We start from the raw sequence: 18,116 nt of genomic DNA on the forward strand, positions 1-18,116 counted from the left end.
CGCGAACGATTAGCGCGGAGGACACTGCCGCATGCTGCTGCGGCTTCGGATCGACACTGATACCGGCGCCAATATCGTCGGTCCGGTACCGCGTTGGGCGATCTGGCAGATCTCGGAAGTTTATCGGGCCGGCTCAGGAACGCGCGCAGACTTGCGGCAACTTCGATCTGGCCCACCTGTAAGCGCTCCGGCGCGCGGTCATTCGCACGATCGAAGAAGTCCCCCGGCTACGCGGTGGTCAACGCCAATTACGGCAAGTATGCGGAACGTTTTCCGTTTGGAGCCGCCAAGTTCACTAAGGCGATCGATGGTGGCGGTCAGAATGCCGCCGGCGAGCTTAGTTGCGGCGCCACGACCCCGGGCGAGACCGCCGGCCGCTTCTTCAACGGCGCCGAGAACGCTGCGGTCGAGCTATGCAAGGCTCGCCAGCGATGATGGCCACTGAGCCGCGCTGCGCGACTATTCCGCTCCAGCTTCGCTACGTCATCGGTCGTCAAGATATTCGCCGACCGCTTCGTCAAGGGCGCGTCTTATCCCAAGAGGTGAGGAAGCGGCCGCCGCTCGCATGGCGTGGCCGACCACGCCGGTACTGCCGGGCGACGACGTCGCAACCAGGGCACCTCTGAGGAAGCCGTTATCAAACCTGCGCCGCCGGCGCGAAGTATATCGCAATCGGGTGGATCTCCGAGACCGTCGTCCGAGAGAGCGCCGCGCGGCGACCATTGCTCGAATTCAGCCTGAAGCCGCTAGACCAGACCGATAGGCAATATTGACGCTCGCCTCATCTCATGCGTTGCGTTAGGAACATCCGCCCTGGCGCATTATTACTCTCGCGCGAAGCCAGGGAGTAATCAGATGGGCAATAGCGGCGTCGGTATGCTGCTCGGCGACACTTCGGCCACGCTTTTGTGGGTGTGGTTTATTGGCGCTTTCGTATTAGGCGGCGCGATTCTGTACGGTGTGATGAAGTCTGGCCTTCTTGCGCCGCGGCGAGCGAGCGCAGCTGGATCGCAACACCCAAGCTGCGCAAAAGGCGCGACGATCCGCAGAAGCGCTATCCCTAGCTCTCTTGCATGAAGAAAACCGCTCCCAGCGACGGCCGCGCTAGGGCAACGAAGCGTTTCAAACCGACCAGCGATCCTGCTCTTCCCGGTGGGCATGCTCGTTTAACAGTTCGGCAATCTGGTCAGCGAGCTTATTCGACGAAGCCGTTGCGACCGGATCGCCCTTTCTCAGCTTTTAGTCTTCAACCTCAAGAGGAAATCGTCCGGTTTGAGAAGAAGTGTCCGTGGCCGTGTGGCACCTCGACGCGTCTGCACCGCATTGGAACGATGCACGGGAGGGTCGGTTGCAAACAAATGAAGTTTGGTAAGATGGTCATTGCACCTGCCCTTGTACTCGGATCGATCGCTGCTGCCTCGGGGCAGGGTGGCGCTGGAGGCGGGGCCGGCGGTGCGGGTGATGCAGGCGGAGCAGGGGCAGGCGCGGGCGCTGGATCGGGCGGAGCCGGCGGCGCAGGTGCGGGATCTGGGGGCGGCGGCAATTCTCCAGCCGCGACCAGCGGTCAAGGGGCGTCGAGCAGCCCGAAACGAGGGGAGACCGGTGGCAAGAACGTTAGTGTCTAAGTCCGATCTCGAATTGATCGCTCTTCAGGAGATCCGGCACGTTTCCGGCGGGGAGCTCGTTATCTCAGTCGAGATTGAACACGGGGACGCGGAACCCGATGGTCTGAATTGGCGACTGCTCGTGATTGCTAAAGACGGTGCGGACCTTGATCGCCTCCAAAACGCCGCTACTACCACAAGCCATCTGCTGAAACGTCGATACCAACTTATCATCCAGGCGGGCAGCTCGGTGGGTGGCTGAGGCTAGAGGCCGGCCCCAACACCAACAGAATGACACCGATTGCGATGAAGACCGAGCTACCTGGGAAGTTGTCACACTATGCCAAAGATGACCTCCTCCGCTCAGCGATTTTACAGGGAGGCGGCGGCGTGCCGGGAGGAGGCGGCTCGCAGCCTCGACCAGGCCGATCAGGAAGGCTGGTTGAAGCTTGCTCGCGAATGGACGGAGCTTGCGCTCGCAGCCGAGCGGGGCACGATTTTCCGCCGGGGTTAGCGGTGAATGCGTCCCATCAGGAGGTGCCGCTTGCGGATTGCCCCCGAGCGCAGGCTGCGCTAGGCCGCGCCTTGGCGGGCGGCCCGGCCACGCGGGGAAACGTCCAGTCGCTGACGCAGCGCGACCTCTTTATGCGCGGGCGTTGGCCCGCGGACCTTGAAGGAAATAGTTAGCTGGGCGGCGGCAAAGGGCCTTCGGTTTCCGCGCGGGAAGTGAGGCTTGAACTGCCGAAGGCGCGGCATAGCGGTCGAACGCGGTACGCATACGCCGCAGATGTGGTGTGAAGCCCGCAGAAGAAAGGGTCGCTTGTGAGGCAGCCTGTCCAAAGTCATGACGCCGGTCAGAAGCGAGCAACAGGAACTCTTTCGTCGAGTTTGCGGCAAAGTTAGAGCCCACAGTTAAAGCCCTGGGATCATCACCTAAACGTCGCGCGGACCCGGGGGTGACCAGCTGCCATCGACGTAGCGTGTTGCTAACGGCCCTATTTCGGAGCGCCGGTCTGGCTACTCGAACCCGTGGTCCGCTCACCCCCGGTCGGCCCGGAGGATAGGTCGAAGCACCCGGCTTGTCTCGATCCGCCACATATCCGGACTCTCCAGAATTGCGTGTCTTTACTCCTTGGTCTATCACGCTGCATCTGCTCATTCGGCTCGCTAGCTTGAGCCCTTTGTCTACATCACGGTGAATTTCCTCGTTGGTCTGCTCGCGTTGCTTGGAAGGTAGCCGCGCTTCGGGCAACTAAAATCATCGCGAGAGTTGCGATTCGCATGCTTCTTCTCCACTGCGTCGCCCCAATCCTTTTAACACGCACGAGCTGTCCGACGTTTCCTAGCTCCGCGATGCCGTTCTCAAGAGGTACTCCAGACGGTTCAGCACATCGGTGCGATAGAGGCACCGCAGTGCCGCCAGTCGTCCCTGTCGACTCCACCCGAAAACCTTCCGGCATGCGCGGCATTCACCTTCGCCAGCAGCGTTGCAGGCCGGGCAGGGTGCGACAGCGCCCCCGGGGGCCGGATGGTTCTCGCACCCAGCCGAAATCGTCTCAGTTGACGCATTTCGTGGTCGTTGCACCAACCCGTGATTTCAATTGTTGGGCATCAGGCGACTCCGCACAAATGCAGCGGTAGTCGAAGCACCTTGTGGCGTTGGTAGCGATGAAGTCTTGCTGTGCAGAAGGGACATCAGCGTCGGTATCGGCTGCTCGCTGGGCCAGTGCGTCGGTGACCTAGGAAGTCGCATCGCGCGACCAGCCGAGTTGCGCGGTTGCTCTGGAGGCATGTGGCGGAGCTCATTACTGGGCCCGGCAGCTCGCCCAGCTTGGCCATGAAGTTCGGCTGATCCCGCCATGGGCTTTCAGCTCAGGTAGTTGCAAAAAAGTCGACGCTCTAGAACGGGCGCCGCGCGTAGCCGGCTTCCAGCAGTCCCCCTTTATCACGCAATCAGAGGAAATGTGAGCCTGGTTGTTGTGCCCGCGTCACCGCTTTCCTGATCGACGGTGCCACCAATCTGTCTCGCAAGAGAGGCAATCAACTTGAGGCCCGACCCATTTTTGTTAGGGTTTTGAATGCCGCGTCCGTTGTCGGACACCGTCAAACGGGCCTCGCCAAAGCCGACGCCTCCTACCAAATTCACTTTGATCCTGCCGCCCTTTGCGCCGAACGCATGCTTGATGCTGTTCATGGCGGTCTCATTCAAGATGAGGCCAACCGGCAAGGCCCGGTCGATGGTCAATTCGAGTTCGTCGCACTCGACATCGACTTCGATTTCCTCAACTTGATTGCGGATTGCGCTGCACAAAGCCCGGATGTAATGGGAGAGTCTGACAATCTGGCCTTCTTGACGAGGAGCAAGCTGATCATGTGCCAACGAGATGGCGTTGATGCGGCTCGCCACGTGGTCCAGAGCGCGGTGAGATTCTGGATCAAGATAGCGGCGCTTTTGAATGGAGATCGACGATAGAACGAGCTGAAAGTTGTTCTTGACCCGATGTTGCATTTCCCGAAGCAGAATCTGCCCCTTTTGAGCTGCGGCGATCGCGGCCATTAGGCGCGCATGTTCATCCGGCCGCGCGTCGTGGCGCAGCGCTGCTCCTATCAGCGCGGCGGCGGCGGTCAGAAACTCGGTCGTATCCTGCGAGAAGTCTCTCGGTGTGGTGCTATCCACTTCCAACACGCCCCAGGCCGCCCCGCCAATCAGCACCGGAACATTGCTGACGGCGACAATGCCATGCTCCGCCAAAAGCTCGGAGCGAACGAACTCCTCCTGCTCGGCGAAATCTCTGATGCTGACAGGCTCGGCCGTTTGGAATGCGCGGCCAGGTGGCGACCGAAGGTCAGCCGAGAGCGCGGCGGTGCGGACGACACCCTCCTTCCAGCCGACACCCGCAATCACCAGTAGGTCGGACGAGTCTGGACGATATTGAAGAACCTTTACGTGGTGGATTTCCACGGCTCGGGCAATTTGGAGCACAGCTTGGTCCAAAAAGCGCTCGATATCGGCGTCTTCCATCGAAAGACGACCAATATCGACCAAAATGCGGATGTGGCGCCGGAGTTTATCCAGGGCGTCGCCTTTAGTCGCTTCGATCGAGCGGTCTTTCATTAGCCTTTAACTTCTTGCTTGCCGTATGGTGCCTAAGCTCCTTAATTCCGTCGAGCATGCGACCAAGCGGGGCAAGCCTCTGACCGCAAATCGGGTAGCGAATGATCCAAGCAAGTTGGGAGCCGGTGACCCGATGCGAGTGTCGCTACGCGACCGTTGTCTGAGGCCCCGATCCTTGGGCCGGCCAGCAGAAGACCGCTCAGGGCAAAAGGCGACCTCGCACGATTTCGCTCGACGTCGGCGGTCTCCGATCGGAAGGTCGCCCACTTCTCAAGCCGACTAGCGGTCCTGCTCTTCCCTGTGAGCATGCTCGTTTAAGCGTACTGGGCGGACAGGAGATCGGAGGACGCCCTCGAGGCCCGTGTCCGCCTCATTCCGTCTCCCGCCAGGCGCAACCGGCGCGCGCGCCGAAGTCTTCGAGATGTCGCGATTGAGGCGGTCGGCCGGCACGATCGAGGGCGACGAACGCGTACGCTACTCCGATACGACAAGGGCGGAGAGACGGCCCCGGTTGCAGCCGCCCAGATGAGACTTCGGAACATTTGTTCACTTTGATACTTAGGAACATCGACATGTCACGCGGGTGGTTCGATGCTCCAAATGATTTTGATAATGGCAGGGCTCGGTGCAGCTCTGATGGGCATCATAGTCATCGCCTTCGAGTGGCGCGCGTTGGTCGGGTACTGGCGCGTCAAGAAGCGCCCGCACACCCGATGGACGTGAATAAGACCCCTCAGTTGGCGACCTCGTTCATTTAGAGCGTGAAGTCATCCTGCGGCACGAGCAACAAACCTCTCGTTGGCAGTGGTCGACCAGGCCGTGGCTCCTTGAGGACGATTGGGAAGGTCGAAGCGGAAAGGCTTTGCAGAGCAGCCTCCTCCTCGGAAAGTCGCCGCTCGATGAACTGGCGCTCCAAAGGCGAAAGCTTGGTACGCAGGAGCCGGCGGTAGCGGCTGATGTTGTTGTGATGGGCACCAGGTTCTCGTCCATCATCATCTGGGCCTCCTAAACTACGCCGCGGCGCCGCTCGTTCGGTCGAATGGAGACGGTAAGGCTTCCCGCCGGGTGGCGTTCGGGGCCACCGTCCAGGGCGCACAAGGCGTCCAAGATCTCGTCGATCGACACCGGCTTCTTGAGGCCGGCAGGGGCGCATCGACGGGCAAGAGGCGATCGCGGACGCCTTGGACGCCCATGATGCCAGAATTGCGCGCTTCTCGGCCAACGTGAGGGCCGGATGATCCAGCACGTCTCTCGGTGCTTCAAACACCGTGCCGGGATGAAGCAGAGCGTTGAAGTCGAAAACATTTTCGTCAGCGGTCGTCGGCCGCATGGTCCTCTCCTTTTCATTGACGAATGGATGGGAGCCGCACGATGCGTCGCACGGCTCCAAGGGCGTCAGCACTATGCGGCAGCTTTGGCTTCCAGCTTACGCATGTTGCCGGCCGAGACATCGCCGATCGCAATCTGGCGGGGCCTCATGGCTTCCGGGACCTCGCGAACGAGTTCGATGGTCAGCAAGCCGTTGTCGAACGCGGCGCCTTTCACCTGAACATATTCTGCGAGGTTGAACTGCCGCTTGAAACCGCGGTGCGAGATACCGCGATAGAGGAAATCACGCTCGTTCTTGTCGGATTTGCTGCCTTCGACCGTCACCACGTTCTGCTCGGCGGTGATGACGATATCCTCGGGCGCAAAACCCGCAACCGCCAATGAGATTTGATAGCGGTCGTCGCCCATACGTTCGATGTTATAGGGTGGATAGTTGTCCTCGCTGGCCCGTTGAGCCACTTCTGCGAGGTCGAAAAGGCGGTCGAAACCAATGGTCGAGCGCCAGAGCGGGGCAAAATCGTAGGTGCGCATAGCCAAATCCTCCTAAGAGCAAGATGTCTACGAGCGGCACCGGACACCACCGGTGCCCGTCTCTTGGCCCGGGCCCGTCAGGCGCCCGGACGCCATCGTCAGATGGCGACAAAAAAATTAGCAAAGCCGGTTTTGGTTTCAAGAGGGGGCTGAAAAAATTTCGCGGCCGAGGGCAGCCGTTACAGGTCGTCGCGCAACCCCTTGAAGAACGGATGCCGCACCTTGCCCTCGGCCGACTTCGCTCGGTACTCGATCTCAGCAAGCAGCTTCGGTTCGACCCAGATGCCTTTGTGCGCAATCCTCTTGGCATAGGGCTGTGTCTTCCGAACCAGCGGCTCGAGGCGCCGCCGCAGCTCGGCCGCCGATGTCTTGTCGAAGCCGTGGTCGACCTTGCCGGCATAGATGAGGTCGTTGCCCTTGCGCCGCGCGAGATAAATGCCGTCCCATTTGCCATCATCGAGCGCGAAGCCGGCAATCCTCAGCGTCTCGGTCGCACGTCTTCTTGACCCAATTGTTGCCCCGGCCGCTCGCGTAGACACTGTCACGGACCTTCGAGACGACGCCTTCGAGCCCGACCTTGCAGGCATGGGTGAACATCTCGCGGCCGTCGATCTCGAAGCTCTCGCTGAACTGCATGTCGCTGCCAGTGATGATCTTCTTCAGTGCGGCCTTGCGCTGGAATAGCGGCACCTTCCGGAGGTCCCTGCTGTTGAGATAAAGCAGGTCGAAGGCGACGAGTACGATCTTGGTCGAGGTGCCCTTTAGCTCGTTCTGCAATACGGAGAAATCGGTGCTGCCATCGGCGGCCGGCACCACGACCTCGCCGTCGATGATGGCCGAGCTCGCCTTAATGTGCCAGGCGTCGTCGGCGACCTTCTTGAAGCGGCGGGTCCAATCGTGACCGCGGCGGGTGAAAATCTTCACTGCTTCGTTGGCGAGATGCACCTGGAAGCGATATCCGTCGAACTTGATCTCGTGAATCCAACGTTCGCCGGATGGCACGCGGTCGATCGAGGCTGCCAGGGCCGGCTCGATGAAGCCGGGGAACGGCGCCTTGACGCCCAGCGCTTCCGGCTTTTTTCGTTGAAACGCCACGGTTACACCAGGCGAAGACTGAATTGCTGCAGGTCTTGTGGTGAGTAGCGATCCACAAACTCGCGCAGATTCGACGGCACATCGGTCAGTTGAAGATTGCAACGACGCCGGATCTCGCGGGCAATGTCCTCGGAAACATCTTCCGACCAGCGTTCGGCCGTGTTGAAGGCGACTACCCGGATCGGCTGGCGATATTTTCCGGTAAGCAGATCCTGGATGACGATTTCCACCGCCCGCTCCAAGTCTGCTTTGCACCATGCGCTGCCATTGCGGCCGGAGTTGTCTGCGACCAGGTAGATAGTCTCGTCGCTGTTCGGAGCGATCGACAAAAGCCATCGGAATTGACGCATAAGCAACTCACGCAACAACCGGGATTCAATTTGAACTGGGCCAATTCGTTCCAGCTCTTGGAACTGCTTGTCACAGCTGCGCCTTATAGTGAGGGCAGTCAGCGGAGGTAACATGGCAGTCAATAACCGACTGGCGACAACGCCCGCAAGGGCGCGGTGAAGAAACGCTCGCAGACCAAAACGACGATCGGGGGCGCTACCGGCTATACCAAACGCGACAGGACGTCCGGCGAGATCATGGCTGTCAAGAAGCCGAGCACGGCGAAGAAAGCCGCGAAAAAATTCAAGGGCGTGCGGATCGAAAAGAAAGCTAAGAAAACCGCCAAGCGAGCCCGCTAGGATTGACGGCGTTACCGCGCGGGCTCGGTGTTCGGCTAAGGCCGCCAGTGAGGCGGCCTTACCATGATGAGCGTCCGCAAAAAAACGGTCCCAGCACCCCTACATGCCGGGACCGTTGGACCTCGGCGGTAATGGGGTCGCCGAGGTTTACTGAGGTCTAGGAAGATTCGGCAATCGGGTCTGTATGCCTTCCGACATAGGCGGCGCCACTGGTTGCGCTCTCTGGGTGATTGAAGCTGAGCTTTTCCACACCCACGACGCTCAGTAGCTCGCCTGCGCCGGGCTATCGGTCGCCACTTAAAGACGGCCCCCGGCCATGGGGCTTTTGAGGTGTGGGGCCGGGGCCGTTGGAGGTGCTTGCACCTTGGGGAAGGCCAAGCGCCGCAAGCCTAGGAAAATTCGGCAATCGTCACTGTTGTGCATTAGTTACAGGTTCCATCGGCGAGAACGGAGTAGCTGCGTGACATGAGCTGAAGCGGAAGGAATGACCGAACGAAACGGGGGTCGACTGGCGGCACGACGATGTTTGCGCGGATCGGCGTCATGCGCGCGTTGAACCGTCACTTTGTCTCAGAGTTCAATCCGAAGGGCAAAGAAACGGCGTTGAGACCGGCGCAAGCTGAAGAGAGATCAATGAGCGTCTTCGTTTACGTGAACACCGCGAAACAGATCGGCGATGTTGAGCACCTCAAGATCTTTCAGACCGAAGACGCTGCCAAGGATTGGCTTGATGAGAACGACCCCGAGGGGGTGGCCTTCGAGTACGAGGTGTTAGGGTCCGCCACCGGCAGCCGAGAGGCCGCCGAGTGAGGCGGCCCTACAGGCGCGGCGCCGGGTAGTCGAGAAAGTTGAAAAACCGTAGAGGGCGAGAACGGTTACAGCCACGAAAGCGACAATCATCGTCGCCACTCGCGTTTGGAAAATAGATCGAAGTCGAACATAAGGAGCCTTGCCGAAGAGCTAACGTCGAGAATGTCCGTTTCCTACCGAGGCGGCCTCACGCTATCTCATCTTCCCAAACTTACCTGTGGCACCTCTGACATTCGAACACCCGAACGTTTTGGTTCGCGCGGGGCTCGCCGCCGGATTGTTAGCGATGGCCGACGCAGATTTTGCGAGATACGAGCGCGAAACGATCCTCCGCAAAGCCAGACAAGCCGAGACTGGATTGCATGTGAGCGAGGGGTTGCGATTCCCGGGCTCGCAGGCCCCGAAGTAGCTCGCACAACAAGGCAAAGGACCGCTGTCGTCCACAGCGGCCCTCACGCTTTCGGGGTTTAAATAATTCCGAAATGAAATGGCTTAACCAGCCCCGGCATGTCATTTTGTCCCGGTTAACAAATCCTTTCCCTAACCTATGTGAATCAGCGCCCTCTATTCTTGAGCGGAGACCGCCTTGTTCGGCTTGGCCACCGGCGGCACTGCAGGGTCTGAACATCCTGAGGCGGCCGGTTCACGACGGAAGGATTGCTCGGCGGTGGGGCTATCCGTGCATGCGAGGCCACCTCTTGGCGCTCCGGCGCAGCAAGATTTCGGCGAGCGATCCACCGTCAACGTGGTGGCTTGGAGAGCGGGAGGTCCCTAGGAACTTTCGGAGGTGCAACCCATTGAGCGGTCATTCGAGTAGAGGACCGCTCTTGAACCACATCGCCGCTATCTTGATCTTGCTCGTTGGCGGCTCTTCGCTCGCCTTGGCCCAGAGTACAGGTGGATCGAGCAGTGGCGGCTCGGCGGCGAGTGGAACTGCGGCCAACGGCTCGAAAGGTTATGCGGGCGGCACCCTATCGACCGGGCATACCATAAGCGGCACTGGGGGCTACTCCAGTCCCAACGTGGGCAACGCGCTCAGCCACGCAGCAACCGGCGACGTGGATGCTTCCTCGGTTAGTCCGGCTCCAACTTCTCACGACAACGCGGTGGATACGCCCGCCGCCGAACGCGCCATAAAGAACCTGGGCAACACCGACATCGGCATTCTCAAGAAGTAATACATGCTGCGCAGCCTGCGCGAGGCCGAGCGTTTTCTTCCGTGGCGATCCTGCGAGGCCGATCGCGGCCCGGCAGGAATATAGGTAGAGGCATGAGCAAAGCGGTGCTTGTGTGCGGCGCCCTGACAACGCCGCTGCTCGCCTCGCGGTGGCGGGCAGCACGGGTAAAAGACTGTTCTGGCGAGATACCGGCGAACCTGTGGAGCTTGGTCACTTCTTCAAGCATTGTGGGCTGCTGAAGGAGAAGGTCACGTCACCAAGGTGGGATCACTGCAATGTTGAACTGGATGCTCCTGGCGCTAGAAAGCAATCGCGTAATCGAGCTGCGGATTGCGAAGCTCATGCGCGGCGGCAAAGGCGCCCAACGTGAAGCCCACCGCAAGGTCAGTGAAAAAATGCTTGCGGACGCGAAGGTGGGCACCAGCCTGATGGCGGGCGCTTCCGGCGACGAGATTGTTGAGCAATATCGAAGAAAGGTGGCGGCAAACGCAAAATCCCGTGAATTCGTCGGTGCGGCAAGAGCGGCTTGCCTTAGCCGCTCTCCGTTGAACAAGTCCGCCCCGCTTAGCGTGGGATCTGATCCATGGTTTTTTTAATTTGCTTCCCGGTATCGTCGGCCATTTTGAGCGACAAGTCGGCGATACGACGGCTGCTTTCCAGAGCCGTTTCCACGGTCTCCCGCACCATGTCACTCTGCACCGCTGCAAAGTCCTGTGGAGTTCGGCACGTCCACAACCTATTCAAGTGGTCGATGTGCTTCTCAAATTGTTGCCGAACCATCTGGAGGTACTCTTGGGATATTCCCCCCATCACTTTGGCGGCGGCTGTACCACTGTAAAGGAGCGTCTGCGCGTTGCGAGCTGACCGTTCGGTTGCCGCCGTTGCCTTTTGCGCATCTTCTTCAGAGAAGCCAAGCGTGCGACTAAACTGCTCGCTTGACCGTCCCATTACCGAGGTCGCCGCTTCGAGGCCGGAGCGCCAGGTCTGCTGTAACGTCTCAACATTTTGCCTGAGCATATCAGCGCTGGCCCGTGCCACTTCCTCGCCGGCTTCAGCCGCAGCTTGCCCGATGCGCGTAGTCTGCTCCGCAGCCCTCTCGCCTGTACGGCGGGCTGCGTCTTCCATGTTTTGTGTCGATCTCTCTTCCGGACGCGGGTTTGCCATCTTTAGTTCTCCAATGATTGTGTAGATGACTGCCCTCAGCCTATTGTGCAGAAACGCGATCCTGATGAGACCGTTCCTGAGCCTACCCACTCTCTTTCCACTTGGGCCGATGTCACTAAGGACCTATAAGCGAGACGTCTAGTGTCTACTGCAGCTCGTTCCCGCCGCGACGTGCGGTGCTCTGAGCAGAGGGCTCTCGCGGCTATTCTATCGTGAGCCGACGAAACCGACGGTGCGGTCGTGAGACAGGTCAGCATACTTGATCACGGACAGGCCGGTTGCACCGAGAAGTAGTATCAACGCCGAAGCGATGATGGCGAGGAAAATGCGATCCATGGGCACTCACCGGGCGCTTCGCAGCCCCGAGCACAAGCTGCTCTGACACGCCGCCCGCGCCGCGCTTAATGCTCGTAGCGCCTATGCTCAATGCCTCCCGCTAGTAGTCGTTCCCGACCTATACTTCATGCGACGCCCCTCGGCACAGACAGCTACCATGTGAAGGCAAAGATGTACTACTTGCCTTGCTGGTTGAGCGCCCAGAGCCGGTCGGCTTGGTCCTCGTAGGGATCATCATCGGTCGGCTCCGGTACGAGCTTCACACCTTCATTGCGGAAATGATCGAGATCACGCTCCATCGCCTTGGGTGACGACACCGACTACTGGCCCGGCCATCGCGTCGAGCTCTACCCGACCACGACGACGCTGCGCGGTATCACCGTCGATTGCATCCGCATCCGCGCACTAAGCCCAAAGGCACCGCCGGCTGCGGAGCCCGACGAAAAGACCCCTTCAAAGGAGACGCGCCGTGATCCAAACCGCTTGCCACCCGCGGCGCCGGGACTTTACATCCTCCCGTGCCGGCCGCGCGACAAGCGGCCGGCAACGGCGAACGGTCTCAAGGAGGCTACCACGGATCCCAACATCATCTCAGAATGGTGGCGACAACAGCCCGACAACAACATTGCCATCGCAACCGGCGCGGCGTCCGGCATTTTCGTAGTCGATGTGGATGGTCTCGATGCCGAGGCCCTGCTGCGACAGCTTGAGGTGGAGCTTGGCCCTTGCCGGGGCGTTGAGGTCATCACTGCTCGCGGGCGTCACATCTACTTCAGATGGCCGCATGATCCCGTGCGCAACTCGGCGGGCAAGATTGCCCGGCATATCGATATGCGTGGGGAGGGTGGTTATGTGTTGAGCCCACCGTCGATCCGCCCCACCGGCCGTCCCTATTGCTGGAGCGTGAATAGCGCAACTCAAATCGCGGACGCGCCCGGCTGGCTGTTGTCCAAACAAAAAGGTGCGACTGCCAGCGCAACGTCATCCTCGGAATGGCGCACCCTGGTTTATGGGGTTAGTGAGGGTGCCCGCGACTGCGGCGTTGCGGAGCTTGCCGGCCATCTCCTGCGTCATAACATCAACCCTTTCGTCGTCGTTGGTCTGCTGCAGTCGTGGAACGCCACGCACTGTACGCCCCCGCTGCCGTCCGGTGAGGTCGAGAGCATCGTTTAGAGCATCGCCGGCAGGGAGCTGCGGAGGCGCGGAAATGGTTAACAACATCTTCAAGCTGGCCGCGCTCCAGGATGCTGAGGGGCCGCCAGCCAGCTCGGAGGACGCACTCGCGCTCGTCTACGCGGAGCGGCACGCCGCCGATTCCCAATACATTGCCGCGTCGGGACGCTGGTTCGTTTTTGACGGCAGCCGCTGGCGTGTCGATGACACCCTGCAGGCATTCGACCGCGCTCGCGTAAGCTGTCGAGAATTCGCACCGCAATGCACCAAGCCTGCCGCGGCGGCCTCAGCCAGGACGCCTCGACGTCACCGCCAATTCAGGAAGTTCGCTCTGGGGTCACGGCCCTGGTCAGCGCAAATCTCAAAAAGTTCGCAGGGCGGAGAGCAAGAGCTGTTGCAACAGCCTTTACCGAGCTTCACCCCTGTCCCCCCATAGTGGGGTGTGCTGAAGGGAGACCCACCGCTATCGTTTACTCGACACTTGATGTGGATCAACGGCACCGAGTGTGACTGAAAACTATTCTCAACTCGGGGCCCTCTGGTGATGATTGAAGAGATTTTTTTTACGCGATGGTGCTCACCGCCATTGGTTTTTTGTGGTTGTGGTACATCAGAGAAAAAAGCGAAAAGCACTTCGGCACAAGGAAATTGACGACCTCCGTGACCCGTAATCCTGCGCTTTGGTTTCGCCTGCGAGATTTCTACGTGATGCCTCGATAGCGGGGCCAATTCGTCCATCGCTTGGCTGCATCGGCGATCTGGTCGGGCGAATTAATCTGCAATCGCGCAAGCAACCGGGCTTTCTGCTCTAAGATTTGCTTGGCGGTACCGCCCAGTCGTACCGCGATCTCCGCGTCAGTCTTCCCCGCAGCCAAGCGCCTCAATAAGTCGCTTCGCGGACTAAGCAGGTCGCGCATCGGAACATCTCCACTGCCGATAACCACGCGCATTTGTCGCGCTGTTTCGCGCCACGTACATAATCAGCGCGCGACGGCCCCGCATCCGGGAGGCTGGGACAGGAGCCGGAACGCTGGGGCCGCGAGCGCGCCGCTTACCCAGCGCACCGAAGCGAGCATGTCGCACCACCGCCTGTTCCATCTGTTCACTTGTGTACTCAAGGCGTCCCGCCCCAAGTCGATTCTCATCCGGCGACGGCCGCCGTGAACGAGCTATCGCTAACGAAGCGCGACGGCCCCACGCGTCTCCGGGGGCTTTTGGGACAAAGGAGGCCGGGACGGTGGGGTCGCGAGCGCGCGGCTTGTCAAGCGCACTGACGCCATGCTCTGCTTTCGGCGCGCTCGCGCGCTAACAAATGATACGTCGCCACATTAAATTCCCGGGTAGCCTGCCTCCAACACGTCTTCAGTAGGAACGCTGGCTCTCGACCAGGATTGGCATCGCGCTTCGGGCCAGTATCACAACCTTTGCTCGAAGTGCGGCTCCAGCGAGCAGCAGGCACCGTAGGCTGGGGCCGCCGTTTCAGCAGGCGGACGTCATGACCGTCCCGAAACTTCGGAAGCAGAGATGACTTACACCATCGGAATTCGGAAGCGAAGCAATGTCGCGGTTTTAACCACCGAAGTGCCGACGGCCAACCATGCGCTTGCAGTCATCGCAACCGTCGAACAGTCCATGGGCAAGCTCGACTTCATCAGGTCGCCGCAGGAAGGCGAGATCGGCATCGAAATGCTTAGAGTGTTGGCAAAACAAGAAGCCGAGGAAATGTCTCAGACACCCGTCTGAAGCAATCTGTCGTCGGTGCGCGGGCGCACGCTCTGACGACCAGCGCTTGGTTGCGGATGCCGCTGGTGATCAGCGCCTCGATTTCGCGGTCTTCTTTTTTGCTGATGTTTTCGAGGTCTTCTTCGCGACCTTCTTTTTAGCGACCTTCTTTGATTTCCTGGGCGCGGCGTTCTTGGCGGACTTCTTGGTAGATTTCTTTTTGGTGGCTTTGTTGACTGCTTTCTTCTTCGCGGCAGCGTTGGCGACTGTTGTCGCCACCTTCTTGACTGACTTGGGGATGCGTCTAGCCGCCGCCTTTTTTGCTTTGTCCGCCACCGTTTTCACGGCGGTCTCGGCCAGCACTCCGGCCGCGTTGGCAGCAAGGTCGGTCATCTGGTCGATGATCGGCTTCTGCTCAGAAGAGTTTTTGGCCTGACCTTGAGGGGGGTGCTTTTCGGTGTCCATGGGGCGTCCTCCAGAATCGCTATATTAGCTCAATTCCCTTCAGTCAGCGCTCCGTATATGGGACGCTCCCTTCGTTCTACGGTCGCTCACTTGCCCATCTTTAACGTCCGGCCTGGTGCAGGGTTTCCCCGAGCCCCACACAAGGGGCGGCTCGACCACGCCTCAGCGCGCTTCAGGCAAGGGCGCGCTAAGGTGCTTTCTCGGTCACCCATGCACTCGTCTCAATCGGCCGCGTCGCGATGTCAATAGGAACGCCGCCATCCTTTATGCCGTTGTCGAGAACTTAGAAACCAAAGGGAGACGACGTTCATGAAGAAAATTGCTATGGCCTCCGCCTGCATTTTCGCGCTCGCAACAACGGGCGCATATGCGCAATCCAACCAGCCCGCGCCGGGCGCCTCCGGGCAGGGTGAAGTCGGCCCATCGTCCGCCGGCAAGAAGAAGATAACGACCGGCGCTTCGAGTACGAAGAACCAAGCTGGAGACAGCATGGGACGGCAGCCAACGGGCGGCGGGTCCAACACCAACAATATGGGCAGCCAAGCGGGCGGTGGGGCCGGGGGAGCGGGCGGATCCGGCGGGAAGTAAACCCACGGCGCAACCAACGTCCTGCTCGTCGCGGCCGCTTAGCAAAGGGCCGCGACGCATCCTCCGTCCCCGATGTTTGAGTCAATGCCGCCGGAAATGTATTCGACGTTGCTGGAGAGATGCCGCAAACGATCCGGGGCGCGGGGCGGCTGTGAGGTCAGTCGAAGCTGATCGACAAAGCCTGTGAGCCCGGCTGCGCCAAGCGTCCCGTTCCTTCTTCATGTCTGACAATTCGTTGCGGAGCAGCTTGAGAATTTGGCGCTGGGTGTCGATCTCCGCCTGTAGCAGAGCCATTTCTGCCCGTTCCCAGCCCGCCGGGTCTTGCGCCACCGACTCGCCGGGGGCGTTTCCCTCGGCCGCTCCAAAGGCGTACACGTGGTGCAGCAGCAACTCGGCGGTGTCGATCTGGCCGATGTTCAACTCGCGAGAAACCGGGGCAGCTTCCTTCAGCCTCAACATGGTGGACCTCGTTTTAGGTCACCCCCATTGCAATCTCTCAGACTGGGCCTAACCATTCGTTAACCCTGGACCAGTGGCAGCGGCGCAGATGATCTTCGATCCTAGCCCAATGAATCGTCCCCTGTGCGCCGACATAGCCCGGCCAGTCGCCCACCGCTCTGCCGCATAGGCGATCTCGTCGGGCGATTTGATCTGCCATCGCGCAAGCAGCCGGGCTTTCTGCTCTGGGACTTGCTTGGCGGTGCCGCCGAGTCGCTCCGCGATCTCGGCGTCAGTCTTCCCAGCGGCCAAGCGCCTCAATAATCGCTTCTCACGCGGACTGAGCAAGTTGCGCATCGTTCCGGCCACTGCTAACGCGCGACGGCCCCAACGCCGTGGGCCGGTTGAGGGAGGCGGGGCGCCGGGGCCGCGAGCGCGCCGAGAGTGCCCAGCGCACCGAAGCGAGCATGTCCCACTACCGCCTGTTCCATCTGTTCACTTGTATACCCTAGGCGTCCCGCTTATTCACGGGATGGTTGATCCAAATCAACGTCTTAGATGCCAATTCGCCGCGAATTCGTTGTGGGCAGGACAGCACCATGCCGCGCTATTTCTTCCACGTCATCCACAAACGCCGCGAACTCGACCGCGAAGGCTATGAGCTACCTGACGAGCACGCCGCTTGGATGGAAGCCACGGTAACGGCTGGGCAGATACTCCAAGGCCTCCATGGGAAGTTAACGCCCGACCGCGAATGGCGGATGGAAGTCGTGGATGAGTCCCGAAACACGCTCTATGTCCTGCGTATTAATGCCGAGAAGCGAACGTAAGCCTTGGCTCAGTTGGCCGGCTATCAATTAATCTGGCGTTCGGCGACTAGTTCAGCGGCACGATGCGAAAATGATCTCCCTCGGAGACAATCCTGCGGCGTCTCCAGATGCAAGCTGGTGGAATTCCTCAAAAAAATTTTACCCCGATTGCACGCCGCAGGATTTTGAAACGGGCTTGCGGAGGCCGCTGGCGCGTCGGCGGTTGGGGCGGGCTGTTGGGGCCGGAGCGGACGGCGGGCGCATGGGCGGCACCGAGGCCGGGAGCACACCGTGGTCCAACCGGCCCCGGCCTAGGCACTGCAATCGCCTCACACGGAAGAGGGACGCGCTGGCAGGCTACACCTGCAGGGGTGGAGGTTGAAGGGGGAACCGGTCGGGCCAGCTCATTTGCGTTCGAGCAGTTTGGTGAAGGTCAGCCCCGGATTGATCGCCAGCATATTGATGATGTCGGGCAGCGGCATCTCGGGCGCATCTACCATCACCTCAAAATGGCAGCCGGGATGCGCGACGTCGAAGTCGCGCAGAATTGCAGCCACGCCTGTTGCAGGGATTCCGGGACGTGGGCGATGGTGAGGATCTTGACGTCAGCGGGGGCATAGTCGCGCGCTTCGGCGCCCTCCGGCGACAGACCTTGCTGGCGATGGACTCCAGCGCCTTGCTTCATTTTCTCCATCCAGCCATCGACCCACGCTTTGAGATCGGGATTCTCCATATGGTCGCCTCCGTTTCATTTGAGTGGGGCTTCGGGACCGGGCGCGTAGAGCAAAACCAGATTGATAAGACGGGCACGCCCTTGAGCGCAGCCGCCCCTCCAACGGCGCCGGAAGCTTGGGGGCAAGGCGGCCGTGGAGGCGCGACCCTAACGGATTACGCCGGGTTCTGTTTCAAATGGGTCGGGGCGGACGTGCCACTACGGACGCCCGCCCCTAGAGCCGCAGGGTTGCCTTCGGCAAGGCCGGCGGCGGTGGCCGTCGAAGCCACGAGTGAGCGCAGAGCTTTTCGAGCGCGCGGCACCTGCGAAGCTGCGAGCCGAGCGCCTCGTTTAAGGA

The 18,116-nt window shown here is 60.4% G+C and carries 21 protein-coding genes and 2 pseudogenes; 10 read left to right on the forward strand and 13 right to left on the reverse strand.

The window, feature by feature from the left end; all coding sequences use genetic code 11:
* Positions 1 to 234: 234 nt before the first annotated feature.
* Together AB7008_RS13780 and AB7008_RS13785 are read left to right on the forward strand one after the other, a co-directional pair.
* The gene (locus AB7008_RS13780) at positions 235 to 435 is read left to right on the forward strand and encodes a hypothetical protein (RefSeq protein ID WP_039146762.1); all 201 of its coding nucleotides are present in this window, start codon (positions 235 to 237) and stop codon (positions 433 to 435) included.
* 1,026 nt (positions 436 to 1,461) lie between these two features.
* Positions 1,462 to 1,866, forward strand: a complete 405-nt coding sequence (locus AB7008_RS13785) for a hypothetical protein (RefSeq protein WP_232208657.1) — start codon at positions 1,462 to 1,464, stop codon at positions 1,864 to 1,866.
* Between the two features lie 1,683 nt (positions 1,867 to 3,549).
* Here the strand turns inward: AB7008_RS13785 and AB7008_RS13790 are convergent.
* The 5 genes and pseudogenes from AB7008_RS13790 to AB7008_RS13810 form a co-directional block, all read right to left on the reverse strand.
* Complete coding sequence (locus tag AB7008_RS13790) at positions 3,550 to 4,719, reverse strand: sensor histidine kinase (protein ID WP_039146764.1); 1,170 nt, start codon at positions 4,717 to 4,719, stop codon at positions 3,550 to 3,552.
* Between the two features lie 1,024 nt (positions 4,720 to 5,743).
* Positions 5,744 to 6,049 (reverse strand): annotated as a pseudogene (locus tag AB7008_RS13795) (hypothetical protein); the annotation flags it as partial.
* A gap of 71 nt (positions 6,050 to 6,120) precedes the next feature.
* The gene (locus tag AB7008_RS13800) at positions 6,121 to 6,579 is read right to left on the reverse strand and encodes an Hsp20 family protein (protein ID WP_039146766.1); all 459 of its coding nucleotides are present in this window, start codon (positions 6,577 to 6,579) and stop codon (positions 6,121 to 6,123) included.
* 179 nt (positions 6,580 to 6,758) lie between these two features.
* Positions 6,759 to 7,674 (reverse strand): annotated as a pseudogene (gene ligD / locus AB7008_RS13805) (non-homologous end-joining DNA ligase).
* A 2-nt stretch (positions 7,675 to 7,676) separates the two neighbouring features.
* Positions 7,677 to 8,138 carry a hypothetical protein gene (locus tag AB7008_RS13810; protein WP_232208658.1) on the reverse strand — a complete coding sequence of 154 codons (462 nt, stop codon included), beginning with the start codon at positions 8,136 to 8,138 and terminating at the stop codon, positions 7,677 to 7,679.
* A gap of 42 nt (positions 8,139 to 8,180) precedes the next feature.
* Between AB7008_RS13810 and AB7008_RS13815 the strand changes: the two genes are divergently transcribed.
* The 4 genes from AB7008_RS13815 to AB7008_RS13830 all read left to right on the forward strand — a co-directional run bounded on the left by AB7008_RS13815 (position 8,181) and on the right by AB7008_RS13830 (position 10,947).
* Positions 8,181 to 8,363, forward strand: coding sequence for a hypothetical protein (locus AB7008_RS13815; RefSeq protein WP_051664516.1), 183 nt, complete (start codon positions 8,181 to 8,183; stop codon positions 8,361 to 8,363).
* Between the two features lie 522 nt (positions 8,364 to 8,885).
* On the forward strand, positions 8,886 to 9,173 hold the full coding sequence (locus AB7008_RS13820; RefSeq protein ID WP_039146771.1) for a hypothetical protein: 288 nt from the start codon (positions 8,886 to 8,888) through the stop codon (positions 9,171 to 9,173).
* An 827-nt stretch (positions 9,174 to 10,000) separates the two neighbouring features.
* Complete coding sequence (locus AB7008_RS13825; protein ID WP_039146774.1) at positions 10,001 to 10,351, forward strand: hypothetical protein; 351 nt, start codon at positions 10,001 to 10,003, stop codon at positions 10,349 to 10,351.
* 275 nt (positions 10,352 to 10,626) lie between these two features.
* On the forward strand, positions 10,627 to 10,947 hold the full coding sequence (locus AB7008_RS13830) for a hypothetical protein (protein ID WP_232208659.1): 321 nt from the start codon (positions 10,627 to 10,629) through the stop codon (positions 10,945 to 10,947).
* Here AB7008_RS13830 and AB7008_RS13835 read toward each other — a convergent pair.
* The 3 genes from AB7008_RS13835 to AB7008_RS13845 all read right to left on the reverse strand — a co-directional run bounded on the left by AB7008_RS13835 (position 10,916) and on the right by AB7008_RS13845 (position 12,168).
* Entirely contained in the window at positions 10,916 to 11,515 is a 600-nt protein-coding gene (locus tag AB7008_RS13835; RefSeq protein ID WP_039156700.1) for a phasin family protein, read from the reverse strand. The genes AB7008_RS13830 and AB7008_RS13835 overlap by 32 nt on opposite strands.
* 207 nt (positions 11,516 to 11,722) lie before the next feature.
* Positions 11,723 to 11,851, reverse strand: a complete 129-nt coding sequence (locus AB7008_RS13840; RefSeq protein ID WP_259195981.1) for a hypothetical protein — start codon at positions 11,849 to 11,851, stop codon at positions 11,723 to 11,725.
* Between the two features lie 176 nt (positions 11,852 to 12,027).
* On the reverse strand, positions 12,028 to 12,168 hold the full coding sequence (locus AB7008_RS13845) for a hypothetical protein (RefSeq protein WP_158332870.1): 141 nt from the start codon (positions 12,166 to 12,168) through the stop codon (positions 12,028 to 12,030).
* On the opposite strand from AB7008_RS13845, the gene AB7008_RS13850 reads away from it, so the two are divergent.
* A complete protein-coding gene (locus AB7008_RS13850) occupies positions 12,155 to 13,024 on the forward strand; it encodes a bifunctional DNA primase/polymerase (RefSeq protein ID WP_051664517.1) in 870 nt (289 codons plus the stop codon). The genes AB7008_RS13845 and AB7008_RS13850 overlap by 14 nt on opposite strands.
* A gap of 701 nt (positions 13,025 to 13,725) precedes the next feature.
* On the opposite strand, the gene AB7008_RS13855 is transcribed toward AB7008_RS13850, so the two are convergent.
* On the reverse strand, positions 13,726 to 13,941 hold the full coding sequence (locus tag AB7008_RS13855) for a hypothetical protein (RefSeq protein ID WP_148311903.1): 216 nt from the start codon (positions 13,939 to 13,941) through the stop codon (positions 13,726 to 13,728).
* A gap of 607 nt (positions 13,942 to 14,548) precedes the next feature.
* Here AB7008_RS13855 and AB7008_RS13860 point away from each other — a divergent pair.
* On the forward strand, positions 14,549 to 14,767 hold the full coding sequence (locus AB7008_RS13860) for a hypothetical protein (RefSeq protein ID WP_039146781.1): 219 nt from the start codon (positions 14,549 to 14,551) through the stop codon (positions 14,765 to 14,767).
* A 69-nt stretch (positions 14,768 to 14,836) separates the two neighbouring features.
* Here AB7008_RS13860 and AB7008_RS13865 read toward each other — a convergent pair whose 3' ends face one another.
* Positions 14,837 to 15,211, reverse strand: coding sequence for a hypothetical protein (locus tag AB7008_RS13865; protein ID WP_080703838.1), 375 nt, complete (start codon positions 15,209 to 15,211; stop codon positions 14,837 to 14,839).
* A 309-nt stretch (positions 15,212 to 15,520) separates the two neighbouring features.
* Here AB7008_RS13865 and AB7008_RS13870 point away from each other — a divergent pair, with 309 nt between their 5' ends.
* A complete protein-coding gene (locus AB7008_RS13870) occupies positions 15,521 to 15,799 on the forward strand; it encodes a hypothetical protein (protein WP_039146783.1) in 279 nt (92 codons plus the stop codon).
* An 81-nt stretch (positions 15,800 to 15,880) separates the two neighbouring features.
* Here the strand turns inward: AB7008_RS13870 and AB7008_RS13875 are convergent, their stop codons facing one another.
* Both AB7008_RS13875 and AB7008_RS13880 read right to left on the reverse strand, forming a co-directional pair.
* The gene (locus AB7008_RS13875; RefSeq protein ID WP_039146785.1) at positions 15,881 to 16,258 is read right to left on the reverse strand and encodes a hypothetical protein; all 378 of its coding nucleotides are present in this window, start codon (positions 16,256 to 16,258) and stop codon (positions 15,881 to 15,883) included.
* A gap of 48 nt (positions 16,259 to 16,306) precedes the next feature.
* Positions 16,307 to 16,594 (reverse strand): LuxR C-terminal-related transcriptional regulator, encoded by a 288-nt coding sequence (locus tag AB7008_RS13880; protein ID WP_039146787.1) that lies wholly within the window; start codon positions 16,592 to 16,594, stop codon positions 16,307 to 16,309.
* Positions 16,595 to 16,836: 242 nt separating this feature from the next.
* Here AB7008_RS13880 and AB7008_RS13885 point away from each other — a divergent pair, with 242 nt between their 5' ends.
* Positions 16,837 to 17,067 carry a DUF6894 family protein gene (locus AB7008_RS13885; RefSeq protein ID WP_039146790.1) on the forward strand — a complete coding sequence of 77 codons (231 nt, stop codon included), beginning with the start codon at positions 16,837 to 16,839 and terminating at the stop codon, positions 17,065 to 17,067.
* 383 nt (positions 17,068 to 17,450) lie between these two features.
* Here AB7008_RS13885 and AB7008_RS13890 read toward each other — a convergent pair whose 3' ends face one another.
* Complete coding sequence (locus AB7008_RS13890) at positions 17,451 to 17,603, reverse strand: hypothetical protein (RefSeq protein ID WP_158332871.1); 153 nt, start codon at positions 17,601 to 17,603, stop codon at positions 17,451 to 17,453.
* Positions 17,604 to 18,116: the final 513 nt, after the last annotated feature.

It is taken from the genome of Bradyrhizobium sp. 521_C7_N1_3 (assembly GCF_052075975.1).
GTDB lineage: Bacteria > Pseudomonadota > Alphaproteobacteria > Rhizobiales > Xanthobacteraceae > Bradyrhizobium > Bradyrhizobium japonicum.

Excerpts from the sequence above, each read along its gene's own strand:
- AB7008_RS13840 (WP_259195981.1), bottom strand. The coding sequence starts at position 11,851 with ATGGATCGCATTTTCCTCGCCATCATCGCTTCGGCGTTGATACTACTT.
- AB7008_RS13790 (WP_039146764.1), bottom strand. The coding sequence starts at position 4,719 with ATGAAAGACCGCTCGATCGAAGCGACTAAAGGCGACGCCCTGGATAAA.
- AB7008_RS13860 (WP_039146781.1), top strand. The coding sequence starts at position 14,549 with ATGACTTACACCATCGGAATTCGGAAGCGAAGCAATGTCGCGGTTTTA.
- AB7008_RS13855 (WP_148311903.1), bottom strand. The coding sequence starts at position 13,941 with ATGCGCGACCTGCTTAGTCCGCGAAGCGACTTATTGAGGCGCTTGGCT.
- AB7008_RS13800 (WP_039146766.1), bottom strand. The coding sequence starts at position 6,579 with ATGCGCACCTACGATTTTGCCCCGCTCTGGCGCTCGACCATTGGTTTC.
- AB7008_RS13820 (WP_039146771.1), top strand. The coding sequence starts at position 8,886 with ATGTTTGCGCGGATCGGCGTCATGCGCGCGTTGAACCGTCACTTTGTC.
- AB7008_RS13835 (WP_039156700.1), bottom strand. The coding sequence starts at position 11,515 with ATGGCAAACCCGCGTCCGGAAGAGAGATCGACACAAAACATGGAAGAC.
- AB7008_RS13870 (WP_039146783.1), top strand. The coding sequence starts at position 15,521 with ATGAAGAAAATTGCTATGGCCTCCGCCTGCATTTTCGCGCTCGCAACA.
- AB7008_RS13830 (WP_232208659.1), top strand. The coding sequence starts at position 10,627 with ATGTTGAACTGGATGCTCCTGGCGCTAGAAAGCAATCGCGTAATCGAG.
- AB7008_RS13865 (WP_080703838.1), bottom strand. The coding sequence starts at position 15,211 with ATGGACACCGAAAAGCACCCCCCTCAAGGTCAGGCCAAAAACTCTTCT.
- AB7008_RS13875 (WP_039146785.1), bottom strand. The coding sequence starts at position 16,258 with ATGTTGAGGCTGAAGGAAGCTGCCCCGGTTTCTCGCGAGTTGAACATC.
- AB7008_RS13810 (WP_232208658.1), bottom strand. The coding sequence starts at position 8,138 with ATGTTACCTCCGCTGACTGCCCTCACTATAAGGCGCAGCTGTGACAAG.
- AB7008_RS13885 (WP_039146790.1), top strand. The coding sequence starts at position 16,837 with ATGCCGCGCTATTTCTTCCACGTCATCCACAAACGCCGCGAACTCGAC.
- AB7008_RS13880 (WP_039146787.1), bottom strand. The coding sequence starts at position 16,594 with ATGCGCAACTTGCTCAGTCCGCGTGAGAAGCGATTATTGAGGCGCTTG.
- AB7008_RS13785 (WP_232208657.1), top strand. The coding sequence starts at position 1,462 with ATGCAGGCGGAGCAGGGGCAGGCGCGGGCGCTGGATCGGGCGGAGCCG.